Annotated in this window: 23 protein-coding genes; 4 read left to right on the top strand and 19 right to left on the bottom strand. The window is 48.6% G+C overall.

Features of this window, described 5'->3' with window-relative positions:
* Positions 1-37: 37 nt before the first annotated feature.
* The 17 genes from MXE28_RS00205 to MXE28_RS00125 form a co-directional block, all read right to left on the bottom strand.
* The gene (locus MXE28_RS00205; protein ID WP_348644744.1) at positions 38-1,273 is read right to left on the bottom strand and encodes a site-specific DNA-methyltransferase; all 1,236 of its coding nucleotides are present in this window, start codon (positions 1,271-1,273) and stop codon (positions 38-40) included.
* An 11-nt stretch (positions 1,274-1,284) separates the two neighbouring features.
* Positions 1,285-1,479 carry a hypothetical protein gene (locus MXE28_RS00200; RefSeq protein WP_127007632.1) on the bottom strand — a complete coding sequence of 65 codons (195 nt, stop codon included), beginning with the start codon at positions 1,477-1,479 and terminating at the stop codon, positions 1,285-1,287.
* Between the two features lie 162 nt (positions 1,480-1,641).
* Positions 1,642-2,001: an HNH endonuclease signature motif containing protein gene (locus tag MXE28_RS00195; protein ID WP_247239659.1), complete on the bottom strand. Its 360-nt coding sequence runs from the start codon at positions 1,999-2,001 to the stop codon at positions 1,642-1,644.
* 123 nt (positions 2,002-2,124) lie between these two features.
* The gene (locus MXE28_RS00190) at positions 2,125-2,574 is read right to left on the bottom strand and encodes a hypothetical protein (RefSeq protein WP_178321135.1); all 450 of its coding nucleotides are present in this window, start codon (positions 2,572-2,574) and stop codon (positions 2,125-2,127) included.
* Positions 2,571-3,941, bottom strand: coding sequence for a DEAD/DEAH box helicase (locus MXE28_RS00185; RefSeq protein ID WP_247239658.1), 1,371 nt, complete (start codon positions 3,939-3,941; stop codon positions 2,571-2,573). Before MXE28_RS00185 ends, MXE28_RS00190 begins: the two co-directional genes overlap by 4 nt.
* Positions 3,938-4,315 carry a VRR-NUC domain-containing protein gene (locus MXE28_RS00180; RefSeq protein ID WP_269146155.1) on the bottom strand — a complete coding sequence of 126 codons (378 nt, stop codon included), beginning with the start codon at positions 4,313-4,315 and terminating at the stop codon, positions 3,938-3,940. The genes MXE28_RS00185 and MXE28_RS00180 overlap by 4 nt, the downstream gene beginning before the upstream one ends.
* 70 nt (positions 4,316-4,385) lie before the next feature.
* On the bottom strand, positions 4,386-6,629 hold the full coding sequence (locus tag MXE28_RS00175) for a phage/plasmid primase, P4 family (protein ID WP_247239657.1): 2,244 nt from the start codon (positions 6,627-6,629) through the stop codon (positions 4,386-4,388).
* A 1-nt stretch (position 6,630) separates the two neighbouring features.
* On the bottom strand, positions 6,631-7,029 hold the full coding sequence (locus tag MXE28_RS00170; RefSeq protein ID WP_247239656.1) for a DUF4406 domain-containing protein: 399 nt from the start codon (positions 7,027-7,029) through the stop codon (positions 6,631-6,633).
* Entirely contained in the window at positions 7,007-7,228 is a 222-nt protein-coding gene (locus tag MXE28_RS00165; protein WP_247239655.1) for a hypothetical protein, read from the bottom strand. The genes MXE28_RS00170 and MXE28_RS00165 overlap by 23 nt, the downstream gene beginning before the upstream one ends.
* 3 nt (positions 7,229-7,231) lie before the next feature.
* Positions 7,232-7,894 carry a Rha family transcriptional regulator gene (locus MXE28_RS00160; RefSeq protein WP_247239654.1) on the bottom strand — a complete coding sequence of 221 codons (663 nt, stop codon included), beginning with the start codon at positions 7,892-7,894 and terminating at the stop codon, positions 7,232-7,234.
* Between the two features lie 89 nt (positions 7,895-7,983).
* Positions 7,984-9,972 (bottom strand): DNA polymerase, encoded by a 1,989-nt coding sequence (locus MXE28_RS00155; RefSeq protein WP_247239653.1) that lies wholly within the window; start codon positions 9,970-9,972, stop codon positions 7,984-7,986.
* Positions 9,973-10,028: 56 nt separating this feature from the next.
* A complete protein-coding gene (locus MXE28_RS00150) occupies positions 10,029-10,217 on the bottom strand; it encodes a hypothetical protein (RefSeq protein ID WP_021840390.1) in 189 nt (62 codons plus the stop codon).
* Positions 10,218-10,229: 12 nt separating this feature from the next.
* On the bottom strand, positions 10,230-10,796 hold the full coding sequence (locus MXE28_RS00145) for a DUF2815 family protein (protein ID WP_247239652.1): 567 nt from the start codon (positions 10,794-10,796) through the stop codon (positions 10,230-10,232).
* A 13-nt stretch (positions 10,797-10,809) separates the two neighbouring features.
* Entirely contained in the window at positions 10,810-11,937 is a 1,128-nt protein-coding gene (locus tag MXE28_RS00140) for a DUF2800 domain-containing protein (RefSeq protein ID WP_247239651.1), read from the bottom strand.
* Positions 11,927-12,238, bottom strand: a complete 312-nt coding sequence (locus MXE28_RS00135; protein WP_247239650.1) for an rRNA biogenesis protein rrp5 — start codon at positions 12,236-12,238, stop codon at positions 11,927-11,929. The genes MXE28_RS00140 and MXE28_RS00135 overlap by 11 nt, the downstream gene beginning before the upstream one ends.
* Positions 12,225-12,395 carry a hypothetical protein gene (locus MXE28_RS00130; RefSeq protein ID WP_247239649.1) on the bottom strand — a complete coding sequence of 57 codons (171 nt, stop codon included), beginning with the start codon at positions 12,393-12,395 and terminating at the stop codon, positions 12,225-12,227. The genes MXE28_RS00135 and MXE28_RS00130 overlap by 14 nt, the downstream gene beginning before the upstream one ends.
* Positions 12,396-12,523: 128 nt before the next feature.
* Positions 12,524-13,024 (bottom strand): hypothetical protein, encoded by a 501-nt coding sequence (locus MXE28_RS00125; protein ID WP_247239648.1) that lies wholly within the window; start codon positions 13,022-13,024, stop codon positions 12,524-12,526.
* 360 nt (positions 13,025-13,384) lie between these two features.
* Here MXE28_RS00125 and MXE28_RS00120 point away from each other — a divergent pair, with 360 nt between their 5' ends.
* From MXE28_RS00120 to MXE28_RS00105, 4 genes are all read left to right on the top strand, one after another.
* Positions 13,385-14,245, top strand: a complete 861-nt coding sequence (locus tag MXE28_RS00120) for a hypothetical protein (RefSeq protein ID WP_247239647.1) — start codon at positions 13,385-13,387, stop codon at positions 14,243-14,245.
* A gap of 20 nt (positions 14,246-14,265) precedes the next feature.
* Entirely contained in the window at positions 14,266-14,871 is a 606-nt protein-coding gene (locus MXE28_RS00115) for a hypothetical protein (RefSeq protein WP_247239646.1), read from the top strand.
* A 29-nt stretch (positions 14,872-14,900) separates the two neighbouring features.
* On the top strand, positions 14,901-15,521 hold the full coding sequence (locus tag MXE28_RS00110) for a hypothetical protein (protein ID WP_247239645.1): 621 nt from the start codon (positions 14,901-14,903) through the stop codon (positions 15,519-15,521).
* Between the two features lie 67 nt (positions 15,522-15,588).
* Positions 15,589-17,859 carry an AAA family ATPase gene (locus MXE28_RS00105; RefSeq protein ID WP_247239644.1) on the top strand — a complete coding sequence of 757 codons (2,271 nt, stop codon included), beginning with the start codon at positions 15,589-15,591 and terminating at the stop codon, positions 17,857-17,859.
* A 160-nt stretch (positions 17,860-18,019) separates the two neighbouring features.
* Here MXE28_RS00105 and MXE28_RS11610 read toward each other — a convergent pair whose 3' ends face one another.
* Both MXE28_RS11610 and MXE28_RS00095 read right to left on the bottom strand, forming a co-directional pair.
* Positions 18,020-18,658, bottom strand: a complete 639-nt coding sequence (locus MXE28_RS11610; protein WP_247239643.1) for a class I SAM-dependent DNA methyltransferase — start codon at positions 18,656-18,658, stop codon at positions 18,020-18,022.
* A gap of 24 nt (positions 18,659-18,682) precedes the next feature.
* Positions 18,683-19,603 (bottom strand): restriction endonuclease, encoded by a 921-nt coding sequence (locus MXE28_RS00095; protein ID WP_247239642.1) that lies wholly within the window; start codon positions 19,601-19,603, stop codon positions 18,683-18,685.
* Positions 19,604-19,731: the final 128 nt, after the last annotated feature.

Raw genomic sequence — 19,731 nt, 5'->3', positions numbered from 1 at the left:
CCGATAATAGCAAGTTATTCTGCATCTTTGGGAGAAACTATTCATCTGTTTCAGGTGCAATATCACCATAGGGGATTTTTTCATCCCCGCGCAGGACAAACACACCTGCGTCCCCATATTCGCTGATGTAGCGCCTGACGATGACGTCGACGAATTTCTCATCCAGCTCGATGCCGTAACAGATACGGCCCGTCTGCTGGCAAGCCATGAGCGTCGAACCGGAACCGAGGAACGGGTCCAGGATGATGCAGTGGCTCATGGATGAATTCTGTATAGGATAGGCCATGAGAGCTACAGGCTTCATGGTGGGATGCTCTTTGCTGGCTTTCGGCCGGTCGTATTCCCAGATGGTCGTCTGCTTGCGGTCGGAATACCATTGATGCCTGCCGTTCAGCTTCCAGCCAAAAAGGCACGGCTCGTGCTGCCATTGATACGGGCTACGTCCCAGTACCAGGGCGTTCTTCTTCCAGATGCAGCAGCCAGACAGGTAGAATCCTGCGTCCTTGAATGCCTTGCGGAAGTTCAGTCCCTGGGTATCTGCGTGGAATACATAGATGGAAGCATCCTGCTCCATGTTCTGTTCCATATTGACGAAGGCCGCGAAAAGGAACTGGTAGAACTTGTCATCCGGCATATTGTCGTTCTTAATCTTGCCGGCCGTTTCTTCGACATCGACGTTATACGGCGGATCCGTCAGCACCATGTTGGCCTTCTTCCCCGCCATCAGCCGTTCATAGGTTTCCGGCAGCGTCGCATCGCCACAGATGACGCGGTGGTCACCCAGGAACCAGATATCTCCCGCCCGGGCGACGGTCGGCTTTGCCAGTTCACCGTCGACATCAAAGTCATCTTCCTTGATTTTCTTGTTGTACACTTTCGAGAAGAGCTGCTCGACTTCCGGTGCTTCAAAGCCCGTCAGGTCGACGTTGAAGTCGACGCTCTGCAAATCGACGATGAGGTCGGCCAGGAGCTGTTCGTTCCAAGCACCCGTGATTTTATTGAGTGCGATGTTGAGCGCCTTGACCTTATGCTCATCCTCGATATGGACAACGACACACTGGACTTCTTCGTAGCCCAGATTCTTCAGTACGGTCAGGCGCTGATGCCCGCCGATGACCGTCATGTCGTAATTGACGATGATGGGTTCCACATAGCCAAACTCCTGAATGGACTTCTTGATTTTCTCGTATTCCTTGTCGCCAGGCTTCAGCTGCTTCCTGGGGTTATATGCCGCAGGCTTCAGCTGGCCGATGGGCAGCATCTTCCATTCCATATCCGATGTCTTCACACGCTTGCTCCTCTCTGAAGGCAGCCGCCACCGCTCTGCCGTAACCGGCGAGGTGGTGCCACCTGCAATAATTCCGTACGCTGTCCCGTGACAGCTTGGTCTTCCTGGCGATGGCTTTGTAGCCCATCCCCTGCTTCCGCATGGCTTCTATCTGCCGACGCTGGCAGTCGTTCATGACAGGCTCCTTTCACACAACAAAAAAGCTCCGGGCCAAATAGCCTGGAGCAGATGATTCGATTTTAGATGCCGGGTATCCCCCCTTATGAATTTCGCGTTTTTTCACGTTTGAGGGGGCGGCGGTCATGGACGGAAGGGCTGCAGAGAGTTGCATCCCCCCCGCCCTACGGACGGATTCAGTACTTGTACTCGATGTTCCGGTCTTCGGTCATCGTCTTATGGTCATGACAGCTCTTGCAAAGGGGCTGCCAGTTCGTTTCGTCCCAGAACAGTTTCTCATCACCGCGATGCGGTTTGATATGGTCAACGACCGTTGCCGGGACGAGACGGCCTTTTGCTTTGCAGCGGATGCACCAGGGATGACGTTTCAGGAAAAACTTCCTAGCCTTCTGCCACTCCCATCCGTAACCACGTGTTTCTGCATCAGCCCGGTCGCCCTGGCACTGCCGTTCATGTTCCTCACAATATTTTCTTCCATACGGCACCAGCCTGGGGCAGCCCGGATATTTGCAGGGCGTCTTCGGTCTTCTGGGCATTTACATCATCTCCGGCATCAAAAAAGGACCGATGGCGTTCAAGCCTCGGTCCTTCATTCTTTTCTTGCTGATTATAGTATATCTTACAGAAGCCTGTGACATCAAGTGCTGCTTTAGTGACATTCAGTGACATTCGCCAGAAATCTCGATGTGTTTCAGGGCTTCGTCATGCAGCCGGTACACCTGGCGGATATGAAGTCCGAGAGTATCGGCAATGGATGCCCAGTCTTTAAAGGCCAAGTAGCGGAGTTCCAAGACGACCCGTTCCCGGGCATCTGGCACTCGGCTGACAGCCTTCATGATGTCTGCCTTGAGTTCGACCAGGACGTCGATAGCTTCATCCACTTCCTGTTCCATATCCATCATACGGGCGATGGTTTCTTCCAGACGGTGCGGATTGGGTGTCCCGCTTGGCGGCACCGGGCTGAGTGTCGATGACGCCTTGATAGCCAGCTGCCGCAAAGACGATACCTGCTCCAGCTTGCTGTCTATCTGTATGTTGATGTTCCGTGCCTGTTCCAGGTACGCCTTGGCTTCCATACGCTTTTCTTCTCCTTCTGTTTCCTGTTTCATAGTATACCCCCATTTTCTGTTTCCGTCATGCCCAGGTCAGCCTTTACGGCTTCAATCAGTGCGGCCTGGGTTCCGTCTTTGTGTTTCAAGACGTTCAGGATGCGTTCGTCAATCGTGTCCTTGGCTACGATGTGCTGTATGATGACCGTCTTGTCCGCCTGCCCCTGCCGCCAGAGCCGGGCGTTGGTCTGCTGGTACAGCTCCAGGCTCCAGGTCAGGCCGAACCAGATCAGGATGGAACCGCCTTGCTGCAGGTTTAGGCCGTGTCCGGCAGAAGCTGGATGGATGAGGGCCACAGGAATCTTTCCTGCGTTCCAGTCGGCGAAATCCTGCGGCTCCTTCAGTTCCCTGGCTTCCATCCGCTCCCGGATGCGGTCCTTATCGTGCTTGAACCAGTACGCCACCAGGACAGACTTCCCGTTGGCACTTTCTACTAGGTCTTCCAGGGTCTCCAGTTTACGGTCATGGATATTCACGACGTTCTTGTCATCTGTGTAAATGGCACCGTTCGCCATCTGCGAAAGCTTCAGGGTAAGCGACGCGGCATTGGCAGAGGTGACCTCGCCGCCTGGAAGCTTCAGTATCAGGGACTTCTTCAGTTCGTCATACCGTTCCTTCTCCTTTTCACTCAGTCTGACTTCCTTCGCTACGCTCACCAATTCCGGCATCTCCAGATAATCTGTTGCCTTCATGGACACAGTGATGTCGGCAATCTGGTGATAGATGGCTTTTTCCGCTCCCGGCAGTGGCTTGTAGGAATACACCACCATGCCGTTGCGTTTGTCCGGCTGGAAGTAGAGGTTCCGGTACTGGCTGATATATCTTCCCAGCCGCTCTCCCATATCCAGGATGCGGAACTCAGCCCAGAGGTCCATCAAGCCATTGCCGCTGGGCGTCCCTGTAAGGCCGACGATGCGTTTCACTTTAGGACGCATGGCCTTCATGGCACGGAACCGCTTCGACTGGTGGTTCTTGAAACTCGACAGCTCGTCCAGGACGACCATATCGAAATCCAGGCGACTGTTCTCATAGAGCCAGGCCAGGTTCTCGCGGTTCACGATATAGATATCCGCATCCTGCTGCAAAGCCCGCCGCCGTTCTGCCACGGTTCCCACGACCACACTGCAGGTCAGCTCTTTCAGGTGATCCCACTTCCTGAGTTCATCCGGCCAGGTGTCTCTCGCCACCCGCAGCGGAGCTATCACCAGCACCCGCTTAACTTCAAAGGCATCATACATGAGGTCACGGATGGCCGTCAGCGTTGTCACCGTCTTGCCAAGGCCCATGTCTAGGAACAGGGCTGTAATGGGATGGGACTTGATGTATTCGATGGCGTATTTCTGATAATCATGCGGCATGAACTTCATGCACCTCCGCCCCCTTTCCCATCAGGCATGTGGGCGATAGCCTTCAGGACTGCGGGAATATCCTCCATGGCATCCAGGACGAATACCTGGTAGCCCAGCCGTCGCAACATGGCATGGCGCTTCAGCTGCAGCGGCCTTGGCTTCTGCCCCGGCGCCTTTACTTCCACAAAGCCCATCTTCCCATCAGCCAATAGAATCAAGCGGTCCGGCATACCTGCAAATGATGGCGAAACAAGCTTCACTGCCTTACCGCCAGCCTTCTCCGTTTCCATCACCAGGTGGTGTTCGATTACTTTTTCTCGCATATTACTCACCTCTTTTTTATAGGGGTGCAGGTCGGTGAAGGTCGTTTCATAAACTTCCCTTAAAGACATTTTTTCTATTTTTCAGCCCTAAAGGGGGTTTATATATTGACCTGCACCGACCTGCACCCTTCCCTTTTTCTTACAGGAAATCTGTGACTTTCAGCTTCAGCCCATAAATGAAATACCCGGCTTTCCGCTTACGCCTGTCAAACCCAGTTTTCTCTAATGCTCCGTAAAAATCCGTCGTACTGCGGGTATACTCGTTCATCTGCTGGCAGTACAGCCGATAGGCCGTATAAAGTTCCCCGGACTTCTCGCTGAAAGAGGCATCTTCTTCACAGCAGTCATCCAGGAAATGCCGAAGCCAGTCATTCTGCCCGCGGTATTCATTGATGGCAGATGCGACGCAATCAGGCGTATCCAGGTGATAGTTCTTGGCAATGACCCTCTCCGCCCCTTCGATGATCCATTGCAGGATGGCAGGACCGGCTTTCTCCACCAGGTAGTCTGCGTAGTTTTTGATGTCGCTCTTCCCATCGAACTGGGCCTTGAAGGGCATGACGATAAGACGCCGCCATGTCCCTTCGTCATTAGCCCCCACCCTGGGCAGGTGGTTCGTGTAGAGAACCAGCGTGTGTGTCGGTACGAACTTAAAAGGATCCTTATACTTCTTTTCGCCGCTCACTTCATCCGTTGAGCAGAGCTGTTTCAAGATGGATGTAGAAAGCCGGACACCTTCTTCCATTTCGGCGGCAATGATCATGCGCTTCCCCTTCAGCTCCGCCATTTCCGGACGGACGTTCCGCTTGCAGCCTGCCGTCAGGGCATCGGCAGAGATGCCGCCGCAGTAGCTGCCAAGGACGCGGGCCAGGGAATTCCAGTAGGTCGACTTGCCGTTGCGGCCGTCGCCGTACGCGATGACCAGGGCTTCTACATAGACTTTGCCGATAGCCATGAGACCGCTGATTTCCTGGGCGTAGTCGATGAGCGCCGTATCGCCGGTAAAGAACTGCCGGACGGCCTGTTCCCAAATAGCTTTCCCTTCGCTGCCCGGGTCTACAGAGGTACATTTCGTGATGAAGTCCGTCGCTCGGTGTTCCTGCCGTCCCCGCATCCCTTTCCGCAGATCATATGTATAAGACGGGGTGTTCAGCAGGAATTCATCTGCATCCAGTGCCTGGATAGGCATCTGGACCATGGGTTTCAATGCCTGCAAGGCCGACAGGATATAGCGCATATCGCGGCGTTTCAGGACAAACTTCCGGTACGCTTCTGCGGCAAGGTAGGCGGCGTAGGCTTTAGTCTGCTTTTCCTCAATCATCTTCTCCAGGTTCCGTCCGCCCTTACGGATGATATCTTCCGAAATCCCTGTCCCTGCTAATTCCCTGAGTGCCTGCTCGGACTGTTCATTAGCATCAGCCAGCTGCAAATCCAGGAATTCTTCCGCTGCACCGACCGCTGCCTGCCGCGATTCTTCCCAGCAGATGCCATCGTAGCGGATGAAATCCGTGCTGTCGGTGTAGCGCAGCTCGTTGCCGTATTCTCTAGCGATAACCTTGGCCTGGCCGATATCCGAATAATCCTCCGGCCGCAAGGAGTCCCGGGTGCCGAAATCGTTGTTGTATTCATCCGGGCTGACGTAACCTTCCTGCTTTTCGATGCGCTTGCCGAACCGTACGGCACTGCCCCAGATAGTGTTCAGCTCGGTGTCGGGAAGCGGCGGGTCGCACTTTTCCGCTTCGTCGAGGAAAATCTGGTACGCCTTTTCCGTCGCCCCGTAACGTTTGATGACGCGGCCGGCAAAACGGCTCATAGTGCTGTTCCGGCGTCCGGCCGGGATACTGCGTGACTCGGTATCTCCCACTTTGAGTACCTGGTCGATTGTCGTTTCCCCGTCCTGCCACAATACTTTCTCGACAGGGCAGCCATAGATGAACCGGGCTGCATCGAGAGCCGCTTCATCGAAGAAGGGATACGCCCGGTGGATTGCCCGTTTCAGTTCTGTATAGTGCTGTTCATCCGTAATATCCGGGATCCCGAAATAAGCATGGAAGCGCGGTCTGGCACACTTCCCGTCCTTGGGTTTCATGTGATTCCTTGATGGCACGACGGCCACCGAGACTTTCGGCAACATGGCCAGGAGATTTTCCATGGAAATCCAGTCAGCAGGATTCTCCGAGTGGGTGTTGTCACAATCCATGACCAGGACGTCGGCGGAGAGGAAATTTTCCCGCTTCCGATAACAATCTTTGAAGGCTACGCAGACATGATCGAAGGCGGCTGCCGCCTTCAGGTCCTCGGCACAGCTGATTTTCTGCTGCCTGGGATAGCGGCAATTCGCTTCCACGCCAGCAAAGTCTGACCTATAAAGTGTAAAATCCATCTTATTTCACCTCGTTAATATACCGAATTGGTTTTCCTTTTCTTTGGGCGTACTGGATTTCTTTTTCCATTCCCGCCGAAATCACATCGCCAAAGACCCAGAGTTCGACGCAGCGGGACAATAGTGCGATATCCATAAAGAGTGCCAGTTCCCGTTCCGATTCTTCATCGAGGAACTGCGGCAGATACAGATGCGGTGCCAGAGGGATACATCCCTGGTCTACCGTATAGCGGCAGTAGGCACAGGCTTTCCGGATATTTTCTTCCACATCCCCGGCATAGGGCGAACACACGTACACAACAGGCATGAACGGGAACCTTTGGGGTTCCACGTTCCTGATTGCCTGATACGCTGTCGGGTCCGGATAGTACTCTGCATTACGTTTCGGATTGTTTTCCATGCAGTTCCATCCACCCCTCCGCACATTCATCGCACAATACTGCCGTTCCCATCAGGTCAGCGTCACTGTCTGACAGGACATCCTTCAGATTGACAGGTACTTCCCTGCCGCAGACCGGGCAGCGGCAGAAGACGTTTTCGTCATTGATTTCGACCGTCACATCAACACCATCTTTAAGTGGTTCTTTTACGTAAAACATGATTCATCCCTCCAGTTCCGTCTTGTAATAGGTCATGAGCATCTGCTTGCGCTGCTGGAAATCCGGGCAGGAATACAGCAGGCCGTAATCCAGGTGCTGCAGCCGGTCCAGAGCATGGATTTGCTGTGCAGTCAGATAAGGCCGGATGCTCTGCCCTTTTTCGATGCCGTTGGCCAGCCGGAACTGCTTGGCAGACATCCCCAGGACAATGCGGTTCAGCATGTCGGCTTCATTGCTGAAGTGATATGCCTTCGGGCTTTCATGCAGCCGGCAGATCATTTCCGTCAGCATCGGGAATTCCTGCCGGGCAGACAGGAGCGACCGGATGCACTGCTCCATCTCATTGAAGCGATGGATATAGAGTTCCTTGAAATGCATCGCCTTCGAGCCTGTGTAGCCCATGACCAGCATGGTGAACCCATCGCGGGTCAGCAGGTAACGTGGCAGTTTTCTTCCCCTGGCATCACGATATGTATTGCCCTCAAAATTGAGTGCAATGAATTCTGGGCTTAATCCAGAATTGGATGCAGTGATTCGTCCGATATCACGCAGAACGTTATAATGCTGTTTTTCAAAAGTCGCTGCAACAAACAGGCTGTCGACCCTTGGTACACCTCTCTGATCAGCAAACACGCCAAATTCATCTTCTGGAATCAAAAACTTCATAGCGAATCCCGCCTTTCTTAAAATAAACATCCGAGGAAATTCCCTCTGATAGTGAAAGGACAGGAATCACTATGTTAAGTACCGGGAAATCAATCTTTTTTATAAAATTCGCACTCATACCCGTCTGCCCGGAGCAATAGCCCTTCAGCCCACGACGGTGTCCGGCCCATCTGCTCACAGATGGCATCGACGCTAGTGTCTTTGGGACACTCGATAATCAGTTCATCATGGACATGGCCGACGATGGCGCAGCATCGCAGCGTCTGCATGGCATAGCAGAGGATGTCCCGGCTGATGCCCTGGACGATGTTCTCCACGAACTTCGGGCCATAGCTTTCGAGCCGTTCCCACTTCTTTGTTGCGCCGATGCCTTCATAGGTGACGGATTCCCCGCCGAAGCGGTTCTCGCCTATTCGGGGCTTTACGTAAGAAAGCCGCCGTCCGCTGGGGAGCTGTATGAACAGCATGCCGCTCTGATACAGAAAGCGGATGCAGCCAGTCCGCATGGGGATACGTTCCTTGATGGCTGTCTTCACGGCGGCGTCCACCTGCCACCAGAAATCGACGATGTGCGGATTGGCCGACCGCCAGGACTGCACCAGAGGATACAGCTCATCTTCCGAAAGTCCCATGTCCAGGGCACCCATGGCCTTCAGCGCTCCTACGGAGCCGCCATAGCCAAGGGCCAGTTCTGCGATTTTCCCTTTCTGCCTGAGATGCCCGTTGACACCATGCTTTTCCACGGGAACGCCGAACATGGAGCTGGCCGAGGCGCAGTAAATGTCGCCGTTCCTGGCAAAGACATCCGAACGCCATGTTTCTCCTGCCAGCCATGAAAGCACCCTGGCTTCAATGGCCGAAAAATCCGCTATGGCAAACTTCAGTCCCTGCCGGGGCACAAAGGCCGTACGGATCAGCTGGGAAAGGACATCGGGGATGGAATCATATAGGAGTTCCATGGCTTCGTAATTTCCCTGGCGTACCAGTTCCCGGGCTTCCGAAAGATCCGGCAGATGATTCTGGGGAAGATTCTGCAGCTGGATGTGCCGGCCGGCAAACCGCCCGGTCCGGTTGGCCCCATAGAACTGGAACATGCCCCTGGCCCGGCCATCCTCGCAGGCCGTCATCTCCATGGACTGGTATTTACGTACTGATGATTTGGCCAGTTTCTGCCGAATCATCAGTACGCTGCGTAGCGGTTCTTCTGCCGTCTTCAGCAGCTTTTGTACCTGCTTCTTGCCCAAGGAATCGGTCTTCATCCCATGCTGTTCCAGCCAGCCGATCATCTGTATGACGGAGTTCGGGTTCTCCAGGCCCGTCTTTTCCTTCAGCACAGCCATCAGGCTGTCCCGGCTGCGGGCATCGATAACGATGGCATTTTTAGCCAGCGTCCGGTCGATGGCGATGCCCCGGTCATTGATTTCCTGGTCGAGATGATATTCATCCCATATCGGTTCCGGGACGGGATACTTCTTCAGCCGCTCCTGGATGTCCATTTCCACTTCCACATCCCTTTTGTTGTAGGACTTGAACAGTGTCCATTTATCCAGCGCATGCTGAGGAAGGTTTCTTGTCCTGCCGCCATTCGATTTGGTTTCCTTACAGGGAACGCAGAAATAGCGGATCAGGTCTTTGCCTTCCTTCATCTTCTGGCTGTCCAGCTTCAGCACGGCTCCTGCGCCTTCCAGGGAAAGGGGCAGGCCCATATAGGCCGACCAGATCATGGAGCATTTCCATCCTACCGGATTGAGAAACCTGGCACAGTCCTGGGAAAGCGGATGATGGTCACGGAACGGATCCAGGCTCATCCCCAGGTCACACAGGTAGCGCGACAGGCAGACCCGTTCAAAGCTGGCATTGAACGCCCACTTGGTAACGGATTCATCGGTCAGGGCATCCAGGATAGCGTTGGGGATACGCTCTCTCTGCGCCAGGTCAACGATCTGCACTTTGCCGCCGTCCACCGAATATCCAAAAAGAAGGATTTCAAAGGCTGGCGATTCGGCATATTTGTACACGCCGCATTTTGCCAGATTGATATCGCTGAATGTTTCAATATCGATACTGATGGTTTTCATACGCTTCACCTCGAAAAAGCGGCGAGGCACAAGGCCCCGCCGCTATTCACTACTACTTATTTCCGGAAGGATTCCATCTGCTTGCGGTGGTACTCTTCTTCCCGTTCATCCCGGTGCCGAGCCATTTCTTCATCCCGCTGGTCTTTTTTGATATCCGTATAGATCATAGCCACGAAGAATCCTCCAGCGCACAGTGCAACCAGGCAGTACAGGCCATCCAGAATCAGTCTCATCATAGTTTCCATAATTGCACCTCCTTATGCCAGGAAATCATCATCGTCAGCCGTAGCAAAGTCATCTTCTGCACGCGGCTTGCCGCCAAGGGGTTCACCATCACGGATTTTCTGCAGGTTGTTCAGGCCGCAGGCGATACCCTTGTTGCCATTGCTGTTGAAGGCATAGAAGTTGATGGATGCACGGCCATAGACGCCGGAGTAGACTTCAGAGCGTTCCAGGATATGCTGGCAGTCAGCATCAACGATGCCCGGCTTGGTCGCCGAGTTGGCATTGACGAAGAAGCTGTCTTTATAGGCATCATCGCCCGGGCGTTCCAGGTCACCGTCACGGAGCGGCGTTTTGATGGCTTCGAGATCCGGTACAGTGCGGCCATTGCCCTTGAGCTTGCTTTCGCCTTCTTCGTAAGCAGCCTTGATGGCAGCGCGGATTTTTTCTACGGTCTTTGTATCCGACTTAGGGATGATCAGGCTGACGCTGTATTTCGGCGTACCGCCGTTGATGGACTTCGGTTCCCAGACGTTGGCGTAAGACCAGCGCGTATTGACTCCGGTGATTACCTTGCACGGATTGACGTAGTTGTTAGACATAGTAGTTTCCTCCTTAATTTGCAGCGTTAAAATCATCAGCCGCCGTATGCATCGCCGGACGCTTGTCCGATTCCGGTACCAGAACCGGTTTTCCCTGCGGCTTTTCGACTAAATTTGACAAAAGTTCTTCGAACCGCTTCTTGCCGAGCTGTTTTGTCATTGCCGTGATGCCGAGCAGCTTCTTTTCATATGGGTCGAAGCCCGCTTCTTCCACTTTGGCGGCGACTGCTTCTTCACTTACGTAGCGGCGGTTCGACCGGCCTTCGACCAGTTTCCATCCGTCCCACTGCTTGCCGGAAAGGGCTTGCTGCAATGCGTATTCCTTGACATCCCCGGCCCAGTTCACCAGTTCATCGGCTCTCTCCAGGACGGCTTCGATTTCTTCATCCTGCAGCGTGGACGGGACGGCAAAATCATACCGGGCCAGTTCCAGATTGTACTCGGCCCGCTTGCGGCAGGTTGCCTTGATCTTGCAGAAGCGGCAGTGGTCACCGGCTTTATATTCGCCCTCACCTTTCGCCGCCAGTTCTGCCGCAGGCTTCAGCACCGTTTCGGCCCACTGGAGCAGTTCTTCCTTGCTCATGGTGCAGGTGCTGACGTTGTCCCGGCGGGGCTGGAAGATCGTCATGGACACCTGGCGGATATCATAGATGCCTTCAAATAGGTTCAGCGCACCGAGGGCATAGCACATCATCTGCGGATTCCTCTCTGCATCCACCAGGACTCCCAGGCCGTGCTTGTAATCGATGACTGTCAGGGTATCGTCGGCTACGATGAGGCAGTCGCCTGTTCCAAACCCGCCTGGCACCCACTGGGAAAAGTCCAGCCGCTGTTCGATCATGATCATCGGGTCCTTGCAGGATACTTTGGCTGTGGCCAGGCATTCCATGACGAACTGCGCGTATTCATCAGTGCATTCCGCCATCTCCTCATCAAAGAACGTGAGTCCCTTCGTCGGGTCTTCCAGCTTCTGCCCCAGCGCCGTCTTCACCTTGAATTCACAGAGCGTATGGGCATCCGTTCCCTGGCGGGCGAATTCACTGGAGGTATCCGGCAGCTTGGCACATTCCTTTGCAGACGGTGGGCAGGCCAGCCAGCGGTAGCAGGAAGATGCGGACAGCACCGCATGTTTATCCGGCATAGCCAATCACCTCCAGTTCCTTCAGGAATGCTTCGTACTGTACCGCATCAATACCGGACAGCTTGTCCGCTCCGTACTTCTGGATAAGGTTGCGGACTTCTGCGGTGAATCCCTTGCGGGCCTTGTCAGCAGCGACTTTGCGGACAGCTTCCAGTGTCAGCGGCTCTTCAGCCTTCTTTGATTTTGTTTCTGAAGGTGGCAGATTGTCTTTCTTCACCGCCATGGTTTCGGAAATCTTCAGCAGCGCCTTGCCACAATCGGCCAGGGCCGCTATCAGTTTCTGCAGTTCATCGTTTGTCATACGGATTGACTCCTTTCACATGTCTTTGCATTGATAAGAGATGGATGTTCCTGGCAATACTGCGGGTCGTGACGCTGATGGCCATCAGCACCGCCGCCAGTTCCCGGTCCAGCTTTTGCCGCTGTGCCAGTTTTTCAGGTGTCTGTGTGTGAATCATCTGTCTGCCTCCTTCCTGAAGAGCTTCTTCGTTCGCCCTTCACCAGTAATAGGACAACCGCGTTATCGTTAAGTACCGATTCCGAAAAAAATCCGGCCACATTTTTTGTGACCGGGGCTTTTTTCTTCTTAACGGAAGTCTTTGAGTTGTTCCTTCAGGAGTGCATACAGCTTGTGTTTGCGCTTGTTCACCGCTTTCTGGCTCAAGCCGACGGCCTTCCCGGTCGCCGCTTCGCTAGAACCATCGGCAATCATCAGCAGGATGGTCCGGTCGATATCCTGCAGAGCTGCCAGTTCATGGCGCAGTGCTGCCAGTAACTCTTCCTTCACGACTTCTTCCTCTAGGTTGAAGTCATCAGGCACCTCCACCTCGTAGTCATCCCGCACTTTGTCCGCCGATACCTCATCGGCACCATGCCGCTGCTGGCGCTTATCTTCCCGCCAGAGCGGACGCATGTATTCACGATACTGTTCTTCAGTTGCCGGAATCAGGACAGTACGTACCTTACGGCAACCGATTTTTGACCAGCGGACTTCACAGTCCTTGTACGCCTCGGTGATGACGGTTTCTGGCGTGAGTTCCAGAGGAATGTAGTATTGCTTCTGTTTGTTTGTCTGTAGATTGGCCATCGTTTAACTCGCTTTCATAAACGAACGAAGCGAGTTTTCGCACAGGGCCGCCCATCTTGACCATTTGGATGCTCCTCGCTCCGCATGGTCAACCGTCCTGGTGGGTTGACACAGAAATCTAATATCCATCTCTCGGCTCCAGGCATCTTCCCGTCGAAAGATGAACCTCGCGAAACGGATTTTTTAACTACAGATTGAGGACTTCAGGAGTACGACAATCATGCCATCACGTGATATAATGATGGAAAGGCAACTATGTCGGCCCCATTGCCCCATCTGTGATTTCAGAATATTGTTTATCGGGTTTATTGCAATGGGACAACGAGTTTATTGAGTTTATTTTGAAAATCAGAGGCAATCATGGAAAAAACAACTATTCCCTTCCTTTGCGGCGGTACGTTCTTTGCCCAGATTCTTAGGGCACGAAGACACAGAAAGTCACCTGCCGAGCTTGCAAAAGGACAAAAAGAAAGCCTCTCTGAACCAGAACTGTTCAGGAGGCTTATTTCAATTTATCACCTAAATAATGATTTTAAACCAGAAGGCAGCAGCCTTAAGACCAATGCCAGCCGTTTTAAACAATGTAAAGACAATTTTATTCTCTTTATTGAGTTTAATGATTATGACAAACGCAGAAACTTTAAGGAAGATATCCAGAAAGAGGATTCTAAAGCTTTTTCCGCAATGGTACAATTTGTCCGGGATTTCATTGATGAATCAGCATACAAACAACTAGTCCGTAATTTACTCGGGCTGATACAGGAGGATTCCTCAATTCCAACGAATGAAAAATTTTTCATTTGGCCTAAATGGGTCGAAAAGAAGAGTCTGATAACCCGTACAGAGATAAATCTTCCTGATCTCCTTTTGGGCATTTGGCATTATATCGCCATAAATCGTTCTAATGAAAATATAAAAGGTGCCGACACCTACCACTCCTGGTATCCCGACAACCCTAAAGAATATAAGGGACGTGTAGGAGCCGATATTAAACAGGAGCTGCAAGTTACTTGCAGCAACACATCCCATCAGTCGGCATCCGCATCTGTACTTGACGGAGAAAACAATCAAAGTTCAGAAAAGGCTTATGAAGCCGACGATTCGTCTACCACCGAAGAAAACAACTATTCAAAAACACAAATCATTCAAAATGCGACTATAGTCAACCAGCATGGTGAAAAAAACATCCATATCACTCATGTCGATACGCTAAATATCTGATGGCAAAAGGGGCGGTTAAGATGTCAAACAAATTCCCAGCTAAGGGCCAAATAAAGCCAACAGATGTTTCTGTTGATGCAGTAACTGATAAAAGCATCAATCAGTATGGGGAAAAAAACACAGTCATACAGCATGCTGACACGGTCAACATCAATATAAAGCCAGGCAGAAACTCATCTACATTCCCTAGTACTATATTTGGTGATATAAAAATTTCCAATAACGATGCAAAATTATTGGCAGAATTTAAAAATTCTTATAAAAATATTCTGAAATACTGCATACACATCGATCCGACAGGCGATGCTTTTGATATCCATTGTATTGAATTGATTGAACGTAACTACAATAAATGGCAGTTTGATTGGAGAGATTTCGAATCTGAAAAAATACAGGAAATCGTCTGCCATACGTTAAACAATTTCAATGAATATTTGTACTATCTCTCTGATAAATATATGCGGCTACTCCCCTCTAACCCTGATTTTTTAATCTGTAAAAATCAGTCCATTGAAGAAGGAGAAAGATTACGTGAAGAATTAAGGCCTAATTCTATTCGCATCCGCGAAGAATTACGTGACCGGTATCTCGAACTTTGGCCAGCAAAAGAGCCAACACCCAAGTAATAAAAAAAATTAGTGGAGTGTGATTCTAATTGTCCAATGATTTAACTCTGAGCAAAACCACTATATCTCAGCCGACGACTTCAATTACGCCGTCCATCTCACAGCAAGGACAAAAAAACACGTTGATTCAGCATGCTGATAATGTAATCATAAATGCCACACAAAAAACAATTCCAACCATCGTGCCCAACCAGACGCTGACTCCTAATACGGATTATTACAATCTAATAGTTGACGGGATGATTGATATCGAAAATCCAGAAATCTGCTTTTCAATAGAACCATCAAGAGCACTTACAGAATATATTGATGATGACGTAAAAAAAATGTTCGCACTTCTATCAGATGATGCAATTCAGTCGCTTCAAACCTTTCCTACTATTTTTGCACATGAAAACGAAGGATATGGTTTAGCCGCTCCGGATCAGCAAGCGGGGTTCGGCTACATCCTGAAAATAAAGGTACGCCATGAAGGAATTATCATCAAACCATCCATTCTTTGGAAATTCAGTCAGCAGATATTAAACGAGAACTTGCTGAATTTTGATATATATGGGCATAAAGGCTTCTGTGAACTCAATCGGACACACTGGACTGTCAAAAAGGTCAATTTGATTTCTGAATTCCGTGAATTGGGGTTCCCGATTTAAACCTACTGATTGTTAAGCCTTCCCGGCTAAGGCTTGTTCTTTTGCTATCACAAACGAGGCGAGTTCAATGACAGAAAAGAAAATGCAAGGCGCAATAAAAGCAATTTTTCTCGACGACAATACGTTTCATGGCGTTACAATAAACCCTACGCTCATTAACTATTTCTACGGTAAAAATGGCAGCGGAAAATCCACGATTGCCCGTCTTATTCGTTCAAAATCCGGAATTACCCCGGACATCAGCAACTTTGAGGTTCTGGTCTATGATCAGGACTTCATCGCAAAAAACATTAAGGAAGATGCTGCTATGCCTGGCGTTTTCAGTTTGAACGAAGGAAATATCGAAATTCAGAATAAAGTGGCCGAATTAAATGAAGAACGCAACAAACTTGCAGTGCAGTATCAAGAAAAGAAAAATGCACTTACAGATGCAAAGGGAAAGCTTCCCGCATTAAGAATCGCATTGGAGTCCTCTTGCTGGGAAACCACAGCAGATATCCGCAACCGCTTTGCAAAGGCACTTGCAGGTAAAAGAGGAAAAAAATCCGTATTCACCGATGAATTGCTCTCCATCAAGGAACCTAAGGAGCAAGATTTCAAGGTACTGAAAGCTTTATATGAAACTGCATTTGATAAAAGCGCCAAATCTTATCCTCTTTTAAAAGAAGGATGTAAGGAGTTACCTGAAGAACCTCTGGATTCGGTATTACTTTCCCAACCTATCATCAGCAGTGCCGATACTCCTTTTGCCAAATTCATACAAGCGGTAGGTGCAACGGACTGGGTCAAACAAGGTCACGAGTTATTTGCAGAAAAAACAGATGGCCATTGCCCTTATTGTCATCAGCTTCTTCCTGCTGATTTTGCAAAACAGCTTGCCGCCTGTTTTGATGAAGAATATAAGTCTGATATCGATTCACTAGAAAATTTCCAACAGTCTTACAATAATACATTTGCTCGATTATTAACCCAGTTCGATAATAATCTAAACTGCGAGTTTTCTCACATTGATTTCACAGTATACAAAGAACAGCTTATTAACCTGAAAAAGACTGTACAGATTAACCAAGGTCTCATACAGGAGAAATTAGATGCACCTTCACGCCCTATTTACTTAGAAGATACATCTGAACTTATTGATAGCCTAAATGCTTTAATAAAAAAATTCAATGCCGCTATCCAAGCTAACAACGACATCATTGCTTCTTTACAGGAAAAACAGGCCGAGTGTAAAAAATCAGTCTGGCAGCATATGGCTTTCTTATCTAAAAAAGAACTTGATGCTTACCGCACCAGTCTAAAAAATGTGAATGCAGAAATTTCAAAATTAACAAAAGAACAAAATGACATTACCCAAAAAGGCCTTTCTTTAAAATCACAGATTGCCGAACTGAATAGTCAAATTGTCAATGTTGATTCGACAATGGAAGCTATCAATAAGGAGCTGCTGGATTCAGGGTTTCAAGGGTTTCGGCTTCAAAAGAATAAACCCGATTCTGCCAAATATGAAATTATCCGGGACGATGGCTCCCCGGCGCATGGCTTAAGTGAAGGTGAACGCAATTTCATTGCATTTCTTTATTTTTATCACAAAGTGAAAGGAAGGGAACATGCTGACAGTGATTTTAAAGACCGCATCGTTGTCATTGATGATCCAGTTTCAAGCATGGATAGTTCGTCACTTTTTATTGTCAGTGCCATCATCCGTGAAATGATTTCCATTTGTTTTAATAACGGTTCTGCTTCAAAGCAAGATACACCGCGCTATATAAAACAAATTTTTATTCTGACGCATAATGCCTTTTTCCATAAGGAAGTTTCATATAACCGCCTCAAATACTATCATTGCGTAAATTTTTATCTCATTCAAAAGAAACGAAATGTCTCAACAGTTAAACTGTGTGTCAAACAAGATGTCAATAGTGATACGCCTGCAATCGAAAAAAACTTTACAACAGTGCGTGATGCATACGCGGCGTTATGGAAAGAATACAAGGAAGCAACATCTTCTACTGTAATTATGCGTACAGCCAGACAAATTCTAGAATACTACTTTATCCAAATCAGCGGTTACGAAGGTCAAACTTTGGCCGACCGTATCATGAAACGAAAAGATGACTTCCTGGAAATCGCTCCAGACGGAACTGAAAACAGAGAAAAACAACATTTACTGAATGCACTTTTAAGATATATAGGAGCCGAAAATCAACGATTTAATGACGGGCTGGACTACGTGGAAGATACAGAAAGCGTTGAACAAATTAGGTATACGTTCAAGCTCATATTCGACGTAATGGAACAGTCCCAGCATTATGACATGATGATGGATCCAGCATAAAATAACGGCAGTAACGATAAAAAGCTATCGTTACTGTCGTATTCATTTCTCTCCTCCATCAGCTTTCATTACTCATAGCCACCCCCTCTATTTTCGGGCATAAAAAAAAACGGCCTTTTGCCGGAATACGTTAAAACCTCGCTAAATATGGACTTTTAGGCTATGCGTACCTTTCTTTAAATTGTATCAATCCCAAGCATCTTTGCTCATATACTCGCCCTTTATACGGTTGTAAAATCTCAACTAAGGTTCTTACAATGCACGAAGGTGTGAAAAACTCACCGCCTCGTTTACCTTCTTGTTCCGCAAACATTGATAAGCAATATTCATACGTACGTCCAAGTATATCCTTTTCACTGCCATGCTCAATCATCTTAATATTAGAAAATAGATCAACAACATTGCCAAGTCTGCCTTTATCTAATTCTGGGCGAGCAAAGTTTTTAGGTAAAATGTCTTTAAGTCGTTTATTTTCCTTCTCAATAGCACGCATTGCATTGTCAATAACTACACCAATTTCAGGGGTATGAGATTTAGAAGCTATATCACTCCAGCGCGCACCACTAGGGACAAAGAAAATACCTTCTGAAGTGTATTCGTCAATATCTTCCTCAAATCCATCGCCTTCTGCCACTAACGCCTTATGTTTATCTTCAAATCTATCTGAAATATATTTTAAAAAGATTAAGCCTAATACTACTCCCTTATATTCTGAGGCATCCATATTACCTCGTAGTACACAGGCTGCATCCCATATTTGTTTTTCAAATCCAACATTAACTGTATTTTTGTCCGCCACAATTTTTCTCCTTTACAAGCCTAATTAATCCTCAGTAAAGAAGTCTGTATCAAGCTTCTTCACGGTGTAAAGATTTTCAACAGAAACTCCAAGATTGTATTCTATCATCAATTCCATAAGTCGTTTGCCATCAATGAGAACTATTTTTTGTAGCAATTGTTTCGCCACATATTCTCTAGCTTCTGATGAAACCTTAGCCGTTGTAATAAATATTCCTTTAGCCACACCTTGGCCGGCTAATGCCCCTAAAAACTTCTGAATTTCCGGGCGTCCTACTACCGAATCCGGTTTCCATTGTTTTGCTTGCGTATAAATTACATCAAATCCTAATCGATCCGCAGCAACCATACCATCTACACCTTCATCACCAGATAACTTTGTAACAGAATTTAAAGATAACTCAGCTGATCCATACCCCATTTTAATTAACAACTTAACAACAAGTTTCTCAAATTCATATGGTGTCATTTTCATTACTTCAATCAATAATGCATCCGCTAATGATGAATTTAGTTGATTCATTGCATATTCAATTAGCTCCTCCGGACTTTTATCATCAGATTTAGGAGCAAGAGGGGTATTTCCGCTACTTTGTATTCCTGGCTCAACGTGCACAAAATCGCGAAAAGCTTCAAATTGTTTTAAATAGTCCAATGTAATATTATCTACACCATCTTTTAAAGCAGCTTTACCTAATTTAGTTAACAAATAAGAACCTCTTTGAGGTCTATCAATCAGTCCTGCTTTCTTTAAATAAGTACAAGCCCAGCTTATGCGTGTATTAACAACTAGTTGACCACTTTCTAACTGTTCAAGGCAATCATCTTTTGTCAATTTAAATGCAGAAATACAATACTCTCGAATTTCTTTTGAAGTATGCAACGTAGCATCACTTAAACATTCAATAACTGTAGGAAAAAACTCAAAATACTTAGGTATAGCCATAAACTCACCTCAACAGATACCTTTTACCTAATCATCTTACTAAGTTATCGTCACTTTTAATCTTATATTTAATTATACCTTAATCAAGGAGTTTTGGCTTGATAAAAATAAACTTATATAGCATTAAT

It is taken from the genome of Veillonella sp. KGMB01456, from assembly GCF_023051165.1.
Classification (GTDB): Bacteria; Bacillota; Negativicutes; order Veillonellales; family Veillonellaceae; genus Veillonella_A.
The sequence above is the reverse complement of the archived record's forward strand: the minus strand, read 5'-3'. Positions and strand labels throughout refer to the sequence as shown.

Bases quoted from the DNA above. Each gene is read 5' to 3' on its own strand.
- MXE28_RS00205 (WP_348644744.1), bottom strand. From the start codon at position 1,273: ATGGAATGGAAGATGCTGCCCATCGGCCAGCTGAAGCCTGCGGCATAT.
- MXE28_RS00195 (WP_247239659.1), bottom strand. From the start codon at position 2,001: ATGCCCAGAAGACCGAAGACGCCCTGCAAATATCCGGGCTGCCCCAGG.
- MXE28_RS00190 (WP_178321135.1), bottom strand. From the start codon at position 2,574: ATGAAACAGGAAACAGAAGGAGAAGAAAAGCGTATGGAAGCCAAGGCG.
- MXE28_RS00185 (WP_247239658.1), bottom strand. From the start codon at position 3,941: ATGAAGTTCATGCCGCATGATTATCAGAAATACGCCATCGAATACATC.
- MXE28_RS00180 (WP_269146155.1), bottom strand. From the start codon at position 4,315: ATGTCTTTAAGGGAAGTTTATGAAACGACCTTCACCGACCTGCACCCC.
- MXE28_RS00175 (WP_247239657.1), bottom strand. From the start codon at position 6,629: ATGGATTTTACACTTTATAGGTCAGACTTTGCTGGCGTGGAAGCGAAT.
- MXE28_RS00170 (WP_247239656.1), bottom strand. From the start codon at position 7,029: ATGGAAAACAATCCGAAACGTAATGCAGAGTACTATCCGGACCCGACA.
- MXE28_RS00165 (WP_247239655.1), bottom strand. From the start codon at position 7,228: ATGTTTTACGTAAAAGAACCACTTAAAGATGGTGTTGATGTGACGGTC.
- MXE28_RS00160 (WP_247239654.1), bottom strand. From the start codon at position 7,894: ATGAAGTTTTTGATTCCAGAAGATGAATTTGGCGTGTTTGCTGATCAG.
- MXE28_RS00155 (WP_247239653.1), bottom strand. From the start codon at position 9,972: ATGAAAACCATCAGTATCGATATTGAAACATTCAGCGATATCAATCTG.
- MXE28_RS00150 (WP_021840390.1), bottom strand. From the start codon at position 10,217: ATGGAAACTATGATGAGACTGATTCTGGATGGCCTGTACTGCCTGGTT.
- MXE28_RS00145 (WP_247239652.1), bottom strand. From the start codon at position 10,796: ATGTCTAACAACTACGTCAATCCGTGCAAGGTAATCACCGGAGTCAAT.
- MXE28_RS00140 (WP_247239651.1), bottom strand. From the start codon at position 11,937: ATGCCGGATAAACATGCGGTGCTGTCCGCATCTTCCTGCTACCGCTGG.
- MXE28_RS00135 (WP_247239650.1), bottom strand. From the start codon at position 12,238: ATGACAAACGATGAACTGCAGAAACTGATAGCGGCCCTGGCCGATTGT.
- MXE28_RS00130 (WP_247239649.1), bottom strand. From the start codon at position 12,395: ATGATTCACACACAGACACCTGAAAAACTGGCACAGCGGCAAAAGCTG.
- MXE28_RS00125 (WP_247239648.1), bottom strand. From the start codon at position 13,024: ATGGCCAATCTACAGACAAACAAACAGAAGCAATACTACATTCCTCTG.
- MXE28_RS00120 (WP_247239647.1), top strand. From the start codon at position 13,385: ATGGAAAAAACAACTATTCCCTTCCTTTGCGGCGGTACGTTCTTTGCC.
- MXE28_RS00115 (WP_247239646.1), top strand. From the start codon at position 14,266: ATGTCAAACAAATTCCCAGCTAAGGGCCAAATAAAGCCAACAGATGTT.
- MXE28_RS00105 (WP_247239644.1), top strand. From the start codon at position 15,589: ATGACAGAAAAGAAAATGCAAGGCGCAATAAAAGCAATTTTTCTCGAC.
- MXE28_RS00095 (WP_247239642.1), bottom strand. From the start codon at position 19,603: ATGGCTATACCTAAGTATTTTGAGTTTTTTCCTACAGTTATTGAATGT.